This is a genomic window from Methylobacter arcticus, from assembly GCF_050917435.1.
GTDB lineage: Bacteria > Pseudomonadota > Gammaproteobacteria > Methylococcales > Methylomonadaceae > Methylobacter_A > Methylobacter_A titanis.
Map to the genome: position 1 here is coordinate 808,854 of NZ_CP159583.1, position 13,218 is coordinate 822,071.

Sequence of the window (13,218 nt, forward strand, 5' to 3'; positions counted from 1 at the left end):
TCCAAATTAAATGAGTATTTAAAACCAGCCTCTTGGTATAGAATTGCCGATTTTTTTGAAAATAACACGCTATGCAAACCACTGCAATTTATCCGGGTACCTTTGATCCGATTACCAATGGACATCTGGATCTGATTGCCAGAGCGTCCAGGCTTTATCATAAAGTAGTGGTCGCAGTCGCGGTCAATAGGGGTAAAACGCCGTTATTTTCTCTGGACGAGCGGGTGGCTTTGGCTAAAGCGGTCACCTCGGAATTTCCCAATGTGCTGGTGATCGGCTTTGATAACCTGCTGGTTGAGTGCGCTAAACAGCAGGGAGCCAATGTGATCTTACGGGGCTTGCGCGCGGTATCCGATTTTGAATACGAGTTTCAATTGGCCGGAATGAACCGGCGTCTGGCCCCGGAACTGGAAACCGTGTTTCTAACCCCGGCCGAACAATATGAATTCATTTCTTCGAGCATGATCAGGGAAATTGCCCAGCTGAACGGCGATGTGTCCTGTTTTGTCCCCGACCTTGTTCACCAATGTTTGATTGACAAATTCAGGTCCGAGTAAAGTATGGCCCTGGTTATTAATGAAGATAAATGCGCCCGCTGCGGCGTTTGCGAGTCCGAGTGTCCGAATGAGGCTATTTTTCAGACTGAGGATGCTTATGTTATAAATCCCGCCTTGTGTACCGAATGCAGGGAACGATATGGCAAACCCTTATGTGAAGCGGTTTGCCCCAATGAGGGTATCCATGAAGTCAAAGGCAGTTTGTATAAGAAGTGTTTGAGTTTATTTGGTTGAGCAAGATTAATTGCTCATCCGTGTTGTAGTGTGTAGGAGTTTGTATGGCCCTTATTATTAATGAAGAATGCATCAATTGTGATGTTTGCGAGCCGGAATGCCCGAATGGTGCGATTTCTCAAGGCGATGATATTTATATCATTAATCCTGACTTGTGTACCGAGTGCGTAGGCCATCATGATCTGCCGCAATGCATGGAAGTTTGTCCGGTCGATTGCATCGATAAAGATGCCAAGCATGTTGAGGACAAGGAAAGTCTGTATCAGAAGTATTTGAAATTGATAGCCTAGGCTTTTTGGCTTGCGTAGGGCGCGCCGCGCGCACCGTTATTCAATCAGCAAAGCGGTATGGTATTTTTAACTGCCATTATTTTGTCTAATGTTTGGGGATTTTGATGCCCTTGGAAGTATAGTGGACCCCGAAAACCGGACAATAGTTTAAGCTATGCTCTGTCGATAAATGAGAAGCAGGAAATGAGCGAAAGCAAACGGAAGATTTATACAGGGGCGCAAAAAGCCAAGATCGCCTTGGAAGCGGTTCGAGGCATAAAGACCATCAATGAGATTGCCCAGGATAACAACGTCCATCCGACTCAGGTTAGTCAATGGAAAAAGGAATTGATGGACAATGCAGGCAGCCTGTTTGATGGTAAGCGGGGACCGAAGCCTACCGATGCACAGAGCGATCCGGATCGGCTGTATGCCAAAATCGGGCAATTGAACATGGAATTGGACTGGCTTAAAAAAAAGTCTGGACTCAGCCTATAGATGAGCGGCAATCGTGGATAGCACCGGATAATACACTGGCGCTATCCCTGCAATGCAAACTGCTCCAGGTTACGCGCTCGGTCGTCTATGCCCATAAAAAGCGTTTACTGAAAGCCGTTGATGAAGATGAATGCCTGTTGTTGCAGTTGCTCGATGAAGAGTATACGCGGCACCCCTTTTATGGCTCACGGCGTATGACGAAATACTTATGCGGACTTGGGCACAGGGTTAATCGCAAACGAGTTCAGCGCTTGATGCAAACGCTAGGCCTGGCTGGGATGACCCCTGGCCCCAATACCGGTAAGCCGCATCCGCAACATAAGATTTATCCCTATCTGTTAAGGGGCATCGACATCATTCGCCCCAATCAGGTATGGAGCACTGATATTACTTATATCCGGCTACCGCGCGGCTTCGTTTATTTGGTGGCAATCATCGACTGGTATAGCCGCAAAATACTTTCCTGGCGGTTGTCGAACACCATGGATGCGGGATTCTGTGTCGACTGTTTGGAAGAAGCCATCAAGGCCTACGGGATGCCTGAGATCTTCAATAGTGACCAGGGATCACAATTCACCAGCGATGCTTTTACTGGCGTGCTGCTCAACAGCGGCATCACGATCAGCATGGATGGGCGTGGTCGCGCACTGGACAATATTTTTGTCGAGCGGCTCTGCTCTGGAGAACGGTGAAATATGAAGAAGTCTATTTGAAGCAGCATGACAGTGTACAGAGCTTGCTGATGGGATTGACCGACTACTTCATGTTTTATAATGAAGAGCGGCGTCATCAATCATTGGGCTATGAAACACCCAGTGTGGTTTACCAAACAGCTAGGGGTGGCGGTGCAATGATCGTGGATAAATACGGGGCGGCAGAAATATCAGTTCCCGTATCAAAAAATTGGGACAGCGCCATTCAGCTGGAGTGTGAACAGGCCTCTATCTTAAATTAAGGCATTATTTGCCTGGACAATGGGGTCCACTATACAACTATCACTTTTAAAAGGCCTATTTAAATGAAGCACCATCACTTTTAAAAGGCCTATTTAAATGAAGCACCATCAATTTTTTACTTTATCTATTATCGGAACTATGTTCGCAATGCTGCTGGCCATGACAAGTGCGTCAGCTGATCAGCCGTCTTATACGCCCTATACTATAGGCGAGGAAGGCCCGGGTGGCGGTATAGTGTTCTATCTCGATCACACGGGAGTACATGGGTTAGAAGCTAAAAGAAAAGACGAAGTCAATCAGGCCAATGTAAGAAACAACAAGGTTGGTGTTTTATTTTATTGGGGTGACGCTAAGGCTGCTGCCAGTGCTTATGGATCGGATTGGCACTTACCAACAAAGAACGAGTTAGACCTGTTACATAAACAAAAGGATGTTGTAGGTGGTTTTAAATATACATCCTATTGGACATCATCTACTGAGGGCCTCAACGACCCATTCTACGCCGCATGGCGCCAAAACTTCTTCACCGACGATGATGGCATCCAGGCCAAAGCATGGGCGAAAGGTATGCACGCGGCTCGTGCTGTTCGGGCTTTTTAACCATTTAACCCTTTACGGACGTTTATGTGACAAAGTCATGTGAATAGAATATTTTAATATCGGAATTATAGATGACAGATAAAATACTTAAATTCAATAGCTTGAATTACTAAAAACTCCTTAACGGGGTATTCGCTCCGAATTCCGTGTCGCCCCCTGTCCATCATATGAAGTAGCCTACTGTGGGATGGGGTTTGTAGTCTCGTCCCACACGTTTACTGCCGTTACCGACAAAACACACACGAAACGGAATTTTGCGTACGCTAAGCCATTTTTTACGGCTTTCGCAAGTTGTCCCAATTAAACCCCTCTCCGCAAAATAGCCATGGAACCCGCATTCCATCGTGGCAAAATAGTGGTTCATTTATAGATAGCTTTAAATGGGACATATTTGATGTCTGGCAGTACTCTTTCAAAGACTAGATAAAATATGTGAGCTAGCGTAAGAGAATCAAGATCATACGATCATTTAAATACTTAGCGTACGTAAAATTCCGTTTCGTGTGTTGTCCTCCGTTACAGCTACTTAAAACGGCAACAGCCCCTAGTAAGTGATTAAAAAACCAATTTGTTGTAAAATTACATTATATATTTGGCCTAAGTGCATGTTTTAAAAGTCCGAGTACTGCGTCATCAACTTAAAATGATTTCAATTACTTGTTGAATTAAAATAAGTTCGTAAAAATACAATTTCATTTTAAATCAATGGATTATAAAGTCATGTGTAAGGAGAAGGGTAAGAACAGATCCTGGACTTTTAAAACACACACTAAGCTGTTTTTTATCTAAAAACGAGCAATTTCATGAAAATTTTACTATTTATAATAGCCTTAGGGTTGTCGGTTTCTGCATTCGGTGAGTCTATAGAAGATATGATTAGGCGAACACAAGAACTAGCGAAGCCAGGTCAGGAACAGATGCTGCAACTGCAGAAAAATAATTGTGGAAAACTCAAGAATAGTTATGAGCAGCAATTAAATGAGTATGCAAAACTACCAAATGATATAGGTAAGGCTGTAATGATGAAAGATTTACAAAATGGTTTAATTGAATATAAACAGTTATGCAGACAGTTTGGAGAAGTATCAAGTAGTGGAAGAAGCATAGATTTAAACTCTAAACAGTCAGAGAAAACGAGCTCGAATACTGTTGCCAATGAAGATAGATTTTCTGCATTCTTGGTTTTAGGTATTACTTTATTTTTATTGTGGCGCAAAGGCCAACTTAGATTGAAATAATGAAAATAGAAATCACCAACCTATAAAATAATACCGGAGTATTTTCTATGCAGGGATTATCATATGAGCATTTTTAAAGTTGTAATAAAAGGACAAAAAAGTGACGCTACTCCCATTTGATTAAAAAATGGTCTATCTTTAAGTTAGTGAAACAGCCAAATTTAAGGGGGAGGTATGATTCGCAGAATACGCCTTCAGCGCCTAGCGCCTCAAGACAGGAAAGCTTGGCAAAAGCAGTACTATGAACATCAAAAGCAATGGCAGCGCAGGCGGCTTTTGGCACTGAAAGCCATTTGGGATGGGCAGAACTTGTCCGAAGTTTGCAGTGAGCAAAAGGTACGTTGGCAGACGCTGGTTTATTGGCTCGACAGCTATTTACACGGCGGCTTTGATAAATTGCTTAAAAAAGCACCTGTGCATCGGAAGCAGCTTTTGTCTGAACAGCGACAACGTATCGTGCGCTATATAATGTTACATAAAACACCAGCAGATTATGGCATTGACAGTTATCAATGGACTGCTGATCGGATGCGCACAGTGATTGAGCAGAAGTGGCAGATCAAGATAAGCAATGCTCGCCTGTATCAATTGTTCGACCAATGGGGTCTATCGTTACAAAAAGCGCACCGCGATTATGGTCCTACCCATCCCTGTGAACAGGCTCAATTCATAGCTGACTTAAAAAAAAACGGTACAGCTCAATGAAGAGAGTGCGTTGATTGCTTTCGATGAATTTGCTTTACAGAGCTTACCTTACACCCATTACGCTTGGGCCAAGAAAAATACCAAGCCGAGAATACCGAGCGATGAGCGTCACCGGCAAAAACTCAACGGGTTTCTAACCGTCGATGTGCAACGAGGAACTACTCGTGTTGATTTTAACCAGAATAGTACAACAGAAGAAGCGGTAATGGTCGTTGTACTTACTGTATTGGTTTATCTACAAAAAGGACTCAATCAGTTAACTTTTTTGCTTGATAATGCCAGAATTCACGGCAAACGAATGGAAGTCGGTGTACATGAATTGCTTACCGAAATCGCACAGCATGTGGAGTTACCAGCGTTTAGTCTTAGCTTTTGGCACACGCCTAGCTATTCGCCTCAACTTAATCCTGCTGAATACCTTATTCACGAAGTACGGCGAAATGGTTTATATAACGTGCCTTGTACATTAACAGTACACGAAAAGGCTGAGCGTATTCAGAATCAGCTAGCACGAGGTTCGCCCATGACCGATTTGCAAATGCGCAAGCTACTTGACTTCATAGCTCGCTCTAAAGTTAAACGGTTTTAGAGTAAGACGGGAGTAAAACCGATGATGTTTTGAATAACCTTGCAAAGTTATTTAAAACCACTCCGGAACGTATTCGTCCTCATCTGATGTCTAAGAATTTAATCGTTAAAAACTCAACAGACATAGAGACTGCTAAAAAATATAAAAAAGCCCTTGAAAATATTGGATGCATTGTCGAAATTGAATCAGAATTAAGTTTTGATATTCCCGAAATAGTACCAGTACAAAGTTCGAATAAAAATAAAACAACGATTGAAAATGCCATTATTGCTAACGAAAGCGTAAAAGATAACACATTAAGCCAATCAGATTTAAAAGATAAAACCGTTCATTGATTTTTTGTTAAAAAGTTTGACTTATTTGATGCAGAAGATAATGAGTTTAAACCAACATTTAACGGATACGCATTATTTTTTAACATTATATGGTATTATTATAAAGGGTTGTGGGGAAAAGCAGGATTTATGCTGTCTATTTTTTTATTATTTAATAAAAGCTCTCCTTGGACCGCACTGATTTTAGCAATTTACTGCTGCATTGCTGGAAATTATGATTATTATCTTTTAAAAACAAAAAACACCCAGCTCTGGATGAAGAATCGCGTTCCACGCGGCTTATTATTGCTAACTATTTTTTTATTTTAATATTTTCGACTGGAAAACCTTTTTCACCATTTATTGATTACTAGAAGACGGACTGGATAGAAAAATTCGCTAAGGACGATTCTTATTGCGTCTTTTTTGCGGTCATTGCGTCATCGATTACTTACGGCGTTTTTTGTTTTTGCGCTTCTTCAGGGCCACTGTTGCGCACCGTGCAGCAACCGAAAAATCTGCACAATGCCGCCTTGGATGCGGTAGACGGCAATAAACGGCGTGCGGTTCACATCTAACGACATTTGAATGTCTATGTTGGGTCGTGTACCGACGTTGAGATTCTAACGGTTTTTATCGTTCCCTCAAAACCATTTGACATAACACTCGTTATTTGAAAATCTTGGGTGGTTGATAGGAGTCAGCAATTGCGCATATTGCAGACGTTGGTTGATCGTAACCATCGGGCAGGAATTGGCCGTTTGGCGACCGTCATCTTGTTAAAAATATTACAATTCTGAATGACAGGTATTGAGATTGTCTTTTTGAAACTGTTATCCCTCTATGACCAATTCTAGGCTGCTTCCAAAACTTGTCGATCAAGGTTTATTTTCATGTTGGTTTCCGAAACTTCAAGCAAACTGTCTTCTACCTTGTAATTTTCTTTCTCCTTGAACCAAGAAAGCACTTTAGCGAGATGCCAAATTGTTATGCTTCCCTCATGGATAGGCGAGGGAAAGGTTGACTGATATTTGATATAAATATTTCTGATATTTTGACGGCTGCATCCCAAAATATCAGCAATATCGGTTAAGCCAACAAAATCGGGCGTGGCTTCGATTAACTTTGCTTGAGGGATTACTTTATTAACATCTCTTAGCGCGCTTGATACTGCTTCTGATGCCGACCTGGCTTCTCTTGTGAAATTCAGAGCGATTCGCCCTGGCCGTCCAATCCCGATAATGGCATCATCACATCCTGCCTCATAAAATTGATCTAACAGGGATTCCGGTTCGCACTCAAGGGAAGTAATATCAAACTTCAGCGTAAAATCATAATCAGTCATCGCTTATTCCTCACCAATTTCTGTGTGTTTTTGCATAATGCAGTTGTCAACGATACGTCTAATTTGCTTGGCGTGGTTTCCTGGATTTTTTGGTGTACTCCAGATGCTTGCCCTGCAAAATTCACCGCACCTACATTCTTTATCGTTGTAAGGGCAATACATTTGCCCCCATGCATGAGATCCACCTTCTACAATCCGCCATCCCTTACTTGAGGCATATTCTAAAGCGGCTGCAATCTCTTTTTTCTGATGGGGCATTATTGATCTCGAAAATTTTCCTACATGGTAGTATTGCCGTATGACGTTGTCAAATGACAATTATTGGCTTGCTTCTATTTTTAGCATGTTATGGCATGGATCAGCTGTCGTAGGCTTTTAATAAGGTATAGATGGTTTGCCGGGTGACGTTAAAATGTCTGGCAATCGCTATCTTGGTAGCGCCACCGTTAAACATCGCCAAGGCCATATTTTTATCTGGCTCATTAAGCGCTTGCGGCCGACCAAACCGGGTGCCTTTCTTTTTGGCGGCTGCCAGTCCGGCTTTAACCCGCTCCTGGATCAAGCCGCGCTCGAATTCAGCGAGCGAGCCAAAAATATGAAAGATCAGTTTCCCGGTTGGACTGGTGGTATCGATATTTTCTGTCAGTGATTGAAAGCCAATCTGGCGATTTTCGAGATCCGCGATTACTTCAATTAAATGTTGCAAACTCCGGCCCAGGCGATCGAGTTTCCAGACGATTAAACTATCCCCTGCTCTGAGCGATTTTAGACACTGTTGTAATTCCAGGCGATCCTGTTTGACCCCGGACTGTTTTTCTTGATAAATGCGTTCGCAGCCGGCGGCATTGAGCGCATCCAGTTGCAGTTGCGTATCCTGGTCGTTCGTCGAAAGCCTGGCGTACCCCATTTTCATATCAGTTGCCACCGTGATGAATAATCGACAGCACTGATTTCTGGTGCAGAAACGCTAACTGTGGTGGATATTTCAGATTTTGGGTTCGGCATCGTTGTTTCGCTTATTTTTACCTATGATTTTTTAACTATAACATGCATTTACTTTTTTTACTTAGTTTTTTAACGTTTTTGGAGGCTTTTTTGTTTTTAAAACCCTTTTTGAGCGGCCAAAAAATAACGTTAAAAAAACACTTGTTTGTTTAACGTTTGTAACAAGGCCTTTTCCACCGATAAATTGACATCTATTAGGCTTTGCATTTTTATATCCAATTTGATATATTCAGGCCATGAAGAAAATACAATTTCTTGGCGACTCGCTCAAGAGCTTGAGGGAGTTTCCAGAGGATGCCAAGCACGATGTCGGCTACCAACTTGATAAAGTGCAGCGAGGAGAGCAGCCCGATGATTTTAAGCCGATGCCTTCCATTGGATAGGGCGTTGAAGAAATCCGGGTGCGGGACGATTCTGGTATTTATCGAGTAATCTACACTGCCAGACTGGCCGATGCGGTCTACGTGTTGCATGCTTTTCAGAAAAAAACACAGACTACGTCCAAACGTGACATCGCGCTTGCCAGTAAGAGATACGCTGAACTAATGATAGGGGCTTAAGATCATGACCAATACCGAAACTTTTAACAGTGTGTGGGACGCGATTGCCAACACGCCAGAACAAGCTGCCAATCTTCAGGCACGAGCCGAACTGATGCAACAAATCACAGCCATCATCAAGGCAAATGATTGGAAACAAGCTGACGCAGCGATTCATTGCAGAGTCACCCAACCTCGCATCAACGACCTGTTACGTGGCCGCGTGTCACGGTTTTCGTTGGATGCTCTGGTAAATATAGCCGCAGCCTTAGGCCAGCGTGTGCATGTGGAGTTGAAAGCGGCTTAATCAATCGAACCTAGCTTGATCGTTTTCAATCAACATCCAACACACATTGCTTAAAACTGTCTCCTAAATCGATTAATGGATGAATTGTTTATTAATGTACTGAAAAACGATTTTATAGACAGTTAATTCCAATGCAATTATCAAGTTCACAAACTTATAGATTAATTAACCGCGAAGACACGAAGAACACGAAGTTTTTACCTTGGTTTTTCTTCGTGTTTTCGTGGTTTTATGTTTTTAGTTGACGCTTACGGCGTTAACCAATCTAAACTTTCAGCCGTAGCGCCAACCGGTTTATATTCCGCACCGACCCATCCCGAATAAGCCGATGTTTCAATGGCTGAAAACACCCGGTCGAAATCAATTTGGCCGTTACCGGGTTGCCCCCGTCCGGGGCAATCGGCAAACTGAATGTGACCGATTTTCTGGATATGTTCAGCAATAAATGCTTCGGGTTTTTCGCCCATCATTTGCATATGATAAATATCGTACTGCATAAACAGATTCGGGCGGTTTAGTTGATGCAATACCTCAAGCATTTGCGCTCCGCTATCGATGATAAATCCTGGCATATCCTGAGTATTGACGGCTTCAAAAACCGTTTTAATGTTCAGCGGCGAAAAGGCCTCGACGGCGCAACACAGGTTTTCTTTAAAGGTTGCCAGATAGTGCTCCAGGCGGCTGTTATCCAGACAGCGCCCCGGCAGCACATTGATGACTTCCGGTTTTAACTGCTTGGCGTATTCGATGGTTTGGGCAACGGCCTGCCTGAATTGATCGCGTTTTTCAGGCACACAGGCAAGTCCCTCGCCGCCTTGTAATAAATCGTCGGCGTCTACGTTAAACAAAACCAGTTTTAAGTCATGCGCGTCCAGTTGGTTTTTTATCGCGGCTGCACTTAACTCGTAAGGAAATTGAATTTCTACGGCGTTAAAGCCCGCTTGTTTAGCAGCCTTAAATCGATCAATCAAGGGTGCTTCGGTAAATAACAGGCTTAGATTGGCGGTAAAATTAAGCATCGGTTTTCGTGTACAGTTTGATTAAAGTGGCCGGGTCTTGTTCCCGATAACCTTGACTGCCGTGCAGTTGCATCAGTTGCGAGGCCAGAGCGGACATGGGGACGGCAGTGCCCTGTTTGGCGGACAAATCAACCGCCATGTTCAAATCCTTCAGCAGGGTTTTAACCCGCCATTTGACCGGCTCAAAGGTTCCTGTCGCCATTTCGGCGCCGACAATTTGCAAGGGCTTGGAGTCGGCAAAACCTCCTGCCAGCGCGACAGGTATTTTCTGGGCGTCAACACCGGCTTGTCTGGCCAGCGCCATCATTTCGGCGATAACCAGCACATTGCAACTGACGATCATCTGGTTGCAGATCTTGGTGATCTGGCCGCTGCCCACCTCGCCCATGTGGGTTAATTGTTGATAAAGAGGCGCGAGAACGAGTCGGGCAATATCGATATGTTCTAAGTTTCCGCCCGCCATAATCGCCAGATTGCCCTGTTCTGCACCGGTAACGCCGCCGGAAACCGGTGCGTCAACCCAGTCCATCGCGCATTGTTGATGCAATAGTGCCGCTAATTGCCGGGTGTTTTCCGGGTGAATGCTGGATAAGTCAATCAGCAACTTGCCTGCGGTACCGTTGGTGGCAATATCGTTGCGGACAATGGATTCGACCACAGCGGTGTCGGCCAGGCATAAGATAATGACCTCGGAGGCCCGGACTAATTCGGCAACGGATGAGCAGGCTGTAGCGCCGGCATCGGTGACCGGTCGGAGCTTTTCAGTTGTACGGTTCCAGACATTGACGCTAAAGCCTGCATCCAGCAAGCGCAATGTCATCGGCTTGCCCATCAGGCCGATACCGATGAAACCGAGAGTGGGTTTTTTATCTGACATGATTTAATTGTTCACTGATGTTTCAATCCACACCCGACCTCTATCCGTCGAGTGACACCCGCCGACGGGTAGAGGTCGGTGGATTGTTCCCTCCCCGTAAACGAGCAGGTTACCAAAAAGGATAACGATACCCATGCATCGTTGTCAAACTTGCATAATCGACCTGAAGGGGGCGGTTTCAGACCAGCGAAGAAATTTGATGAATGGTTAAGATTGAAGCGCCATAAAATAGCTTTCCGATAGCAGGCGGTTTTAAGTATAAATTTTACGATATAATGGCGTCTGATGGTGGCTTAGCTCACTTAACTATAAACCCTTGCTGCATGTTGTCGGCAAGTTTAATCGAGAAGAGGTTTGCGTGGCAAAAGCGAGTGATTTAAAAAGAGGCATGGTGGTTGAAATAAACGGCATACCGCATGCGGTTAAGCAGGTCGATGCAAAAAGTCCATCGTCCCGTGGCGCGTCGACTCTGTACAAGATTCGTTTTACCAACCTTAAAACCGGTCAAAAACTGGATGAGTCCTTAAAAGGGGATGATTTCTTTAAGGATGCCGATCTGGTGCGAGCCAAGGTGCAGTTTTCTTATATAGACGGCGATAATTATATCTTCATGAATATGGAAGATTATACCCAGTACACCTTGAGTAATGCGGATTTGGAAGGCCAAATCGACTATTTGACCGAAGGGCTTGAAGGCATTGTGGCCTTGTTGATAGACGATGCAGTGCTGGGTATTGAATTGCCCAGTTCCGTGGTGTTGGCGATAGTGGAGACGGCTCCGGCCATTAAGGGAGCGACGGCGTCAGGGCGTACCAAAACGGCCAGGCTGACCACCGGATTGGAGGTTCAGGTGCCCGAATATCTGGAGCCTGAGGAATTGATTAAGATTAATACCGACAGCGGAAAATTCATGTCACGCGCTTAACCGTCATGTCTAATCGTTTAAGCGTTGCTCAAGGCGAGTTTGAACTCAACCGGCTGCCAAAACGGCCGCGAGAGTTGCTGCGCGCCTGGGATGCGGCGGACGAGTATCTGCTTAACACGCTGGCAGAAGAACTGAATCCGCCCGATGCCGCGCAGATTCTGATCGTGAATGATGGTTTTGGCGCGCTGGCTGTGGCCTTGAATGCTTTCCGGCCGGATGCGATGTCGGATTCCTATCTGTCTCAGCAGGCCACGCGGCTCAATCTTGCCGCAAACGGCTTGCCTGAGCAAAGCGTCAGCTTGCTGCATAGTCTTGAGCCGTTGGAGGGTGTCTTTGACCGGGTATTGATTAAGGTGCCGAAGACGCTGGCGTTATTGGAAGACCAGTTGATACGCCTGCGTCCGCATTTGACACCGTCAACCCGGATCATTGTAGCGGGCATGATCAAAACCCTGCCGCCTTCGGTTTGGAAGTTGCTGGAGCGTTTGGTCGGGCCGACGACGACCTCGCTGGCAAGAAAGAAGGCGCGGCTGATTTTTGCATCCCTTGATACCGGGCTGATTGTGCCGCCTAGTCCCTATCCGGCCAGTTATCGGCTTGAAAATACCGATTACCTGATTAGTAACCACGCCAACGTGTTTTCGCGAGACAGTCTCGATATAGGGACGCGCTTTTTTCTTCAGCATCTCCCTTCTCGGCAGGATGCCTGCGACATTATCGATTTGGGTTGCGGTAACGGCTTGGTCGGCTTAATCGCCGCCGAACGCAATCCAGAGGCGACATTGCATTTTGTCGACGAGTCTTTTATGGCTGTGGCATCGGCCAGGGACAATTTTTATCGTGTATTTGGACAGCAGCGCGCGGCGACTTTTTGCGTCGGTGATGGCTTGATGAATTTCGAGTCCGAGTCGGCCGACCTGATTCTTTGCAATCCGCCGTTTCATCAGCAAAATACGGTAGGCGACCAGATTGCTGTCAGCTTATTTAAACAGTCGCACAGGGTATTGCGTCAAGGCGGCGAATTGTGGGTGATTGGTAATCGGCATCTGGATTATCACAGCTACCTGGCCCGTCTTTTTGGAGCGCATTCGGTCGTTGCAACCAATTCCAAATTCGTTATCGTGAAGACGGTGTTGATGAGGTAACTTGCAAAACCGGCAAAAAATTCAGGCAAAAAAAACTCCCGGTGCTAATACACGCGCCGGGAGAAAAGTCAAACAGGAGAGAGTCTGCTTGAGGTA

Annotated in this window: 18 protein-coding genes and 2 pseudogenes; 15 read left to right on the top strand and 5 right to left on the bottom strand. The window is 44.9% G+C overall.

The features are described 5' to 3' along the window. The first annotated feature begins 71 nt into the window (after nt 1–71). From coaD to ABXJ76_RS03955, 10 genes and pseudogenes are all read left to right on the top strand, one after another. On the top strand, nt 72–557 hold the full coding sequence (gene coaD / locus ABXJ76_RS03910; protein WP_432744289.1) for a pantetheine-phosphate adenylyltransferase: 486 nt from the start codon (nt 72–74) through the stop codon (nt 555–557). A 3-nt stretch (nt 558–560) separates the two neighbouring features. Continuing rightward, the gene (locus ABXJ76_RS03915; RefSeq protein WP_432744291.1) at nt 561–791 is read left to right on the top strand and encodes a 4Fe-4S binding protein; all 231 of its coding nucleotides are present in this window, start codon (nt 561–563) and stop codon (nt 789–791) included. A gap of 44 nt (nt 792–835) precedes the next feature. Further along, a complete protein-coding gene (locus tag ABXJ76_RS03920; RefSeq protein WP_027149348.1) occupies nt 836–1,081 on the top strand; it encodes a YfhL family 4Fe-4S dicluster ferredoxin in 246 nt (81 codons plus the stop codon). 183 nt (nt 1,082–1,264) lie between these two features. After that, nucleotides 1,265–2,513, top strand: a pseudogene (locus ABXJ76_RS03925) (IS3 family transposase). Nucleotides 2,514–2,610: 97 nt separating this feature from the next. Beyond that, nucleotides 2,611–3,114 carry a DUF1566 domain-containing protein gene (locus tag ABXJ76_RS03930; protein WP_432744293.1) on the top strand — a complete coding sequence of 168 codons (504 nt, stop codon included), beginning with the start codon at nt 2,611–2,613 and terminating at the stop codon, nt 3,112–3,114. Nucleotides 3,115–3,917: 803 nt separating this feature from the next. Beyond that, nucleotides 3,918–4,352, top strand: coding sequence for a hypothetical protein (locus ABXJ76_RS03935; protein ID WP_432744295.1), 435 nt, complete (start codon nt 3,918–3,920; stop codon nt 4,350–4,352). Between the two features lie 174 nt (nt 4,353–4,526). Beyond that, complete coding sequence (locus ABXJ76_RS03940; RefSeq protein ID WP_432740348.1) at nt 4,527–5,057, top strand: helix-turn-helix domain-containing protein; 531 nt, start codon at nt 4,527–4,529, stop codon at nt 5,055–5,057. 10 nt (nt 5,058–5,067) lie between these two features. Next, a complete protein-coding gene (locus ABXJ76_RS03945) occupies nt 5,068–5,646 on the top strand; it encodes a transposase (RefSeq protein ID WP_432740349.1) in 579 nt (192 codons plus the stop codon). A gap of 29 nt (nt 5,647–5,675) precedes the next feature. Beyond that, nucleotides 5,676–5,981: a hypothetical protein gene (locus ABXJ76_RS03950; protein ID WP_432744296.1), complete on the top strand. Its 306-nt coding sequence runs from the start codon at nt 5,676–5,678 to the stop codon at nt 5,979–5,981. Nucleotides 5,982–6,053: 72 nt separating this feature from the next. Next, nucleotides 6,054–6,290: pseudogene (locus tag ABXJ76_RS03955) on the top strand (hypothetical protein); the annotation flags it as partial. A 523-nt stretch (nt 6,291–6,813) separates the two neighbouring features. Here the strand turns inward: ABXJ76_RS03955 and ABXJ76_RS03960 are convergent. From ABXJ76_RS03960 to ABXJ76_RS03970, 3 genes are all read right to left on the bottom strand, one after another. Further along, nucleotides 6,814–7,305, bottom strand: a complete 492-nt coding sequence (locus ABXJ76_RS03960; protein WP_432744298.1) for a helix-turn-helix transcriptional regulator — start codon at nt 7,303–7,305, stop codon at nt 6,814–6,816. Nucleotides 7,306–7,308: 3 nt separating this feature from the next. Next, nucleotides 7,309–7,563, bottom strand: a complete 255-nt coding sequence (locus tag ABXJ76_RS03965) for a hypothetical protein (RefSeq protein WP_432744300.1) — start codon at nt 7,561–7,563, stop codon at nt 7,309–7,311. Nucleotides 7,564–7,663: 100 nt separating this feature from the next. Beyond that, entirely contained in the window at nt 7,664–8,218 is a 555-nt protein-coding gene (locus ABXJ76_RS03970; RefSeq protein ID WP_432744301.1) for a recombinase family protein, read from the bottom strand. Nucleotides 8,219–8,546: 328 nt separating this feature from the next. On the opposite strand from ABXJ76_RS03970, the gene ABXJ76_RS03975 reads away from it, so the two are divergent. Genes ABXJ76_RS03975 through ABXJ76_RS03985 form a run of 3 tightly spaced genes read left to right on the top strand, consistent with a single transcriptional unit; the run spans nt 8,547 to nt 9,156 of the window. Beyond that, entirely contained in the window at nt 8,547–8,693 is a 147-nt protein-coding gene (locus ABXJ76_RS03975; protein WP_432744302.1) for a hypothetical protein, read from the top strand. An 18-nt stretch (nt 8,694–8,711) separates the two neighbouring features. Continuing rightward, complete coding sequence (locus ABXJ76_RS03980; protein ID WP_432744304.1) at nt 8,712–8,870, top strand: type II toxin-antitoxin system RelE/ParE family toxin; 159 nt, start codon at nt 8,712–8,714, stop codon at nt 8,868–8,870. A gap of 4 nt (nt 8,871–8,874) precedes the next feature. Beyond that, the gene (locus ABXJ76_RS03985; RefSeq protein WP_432744306.1) at nt 8,875–9,156 is read left to right on the top strand and encodes a helix-turn-helix domain-containing protein; all 282 of its coding nucleotides are present in this window, start codon (nt 8,875–8,877) and stop codon (nt 9,154–9,156) included. 248 nt (nt 9,157–9,404) lie between these two features. Here the strand turns inward: ABXJ76_RS03985 and ABXJ76_RS03990 are convergent, their stop codons facing one another. Then, nucleotides 9,405–10,175 carry a hydroxypyruvate isomerase family protein gene (locus ABXJ76_RS03990; protein ID WP_432744308.1) on the bottom strand — a complete coding sequence of 257 codons (771 nt, stop codon included), beginning with the start codon at nt 10,173–10,175 and terminating at the stop codon, nt 9,405–9,407. Continuing rightward, nucleotides 10,168–11,052 carry an NAD(P)-dependent oxidoreductase gene (locus tag ABXJ76_RS03995; RefSeq protein ID WP_432744309.1) on the bottom strand — a complete coding sequence of 295 codons (885 nt, stop codon included), beginning with the start codon at nt 11,050–11,052 and terminating at the stop codon, nt 10,168–10,170. The genes ABXJ76_RS03990 and ABXJ76_RS03995 overlap by 8 nt, the downstream gene beginning before the upstream one ends. 358 nt (nt 11,053–11,410) lie before the next feature. Here ABXJ76_RS03995 and efpL point away from each other — a divergent pair, with 358 nt between their 5' ends. Then, a complete protein-coding gene (efpL, locus tag ABXJ76_RS04000; RefSeq protein WP_432744310.1) occupies nt 11,411–11,977 on the top strand; it encodes an elongation factor P-like protein EfpL in 567 nt (188 codons plus the stop codon). Nucleotides 11,978–11,982: 5 nt separating this feature from the next. Beyond that, nucleotides 11,983–13,122: a methyltransferase gene (locus ABXJ76_RS04005; protein WP_432744312.1), complete on the top strand. Its 1,140-nt coding sequence runs from the start codon at nt 11,983–11,985 to the stop codon at nt 13,120–13,122. Nucleotides 13,123–13,218: the final 96 nt, after the last annotated feature.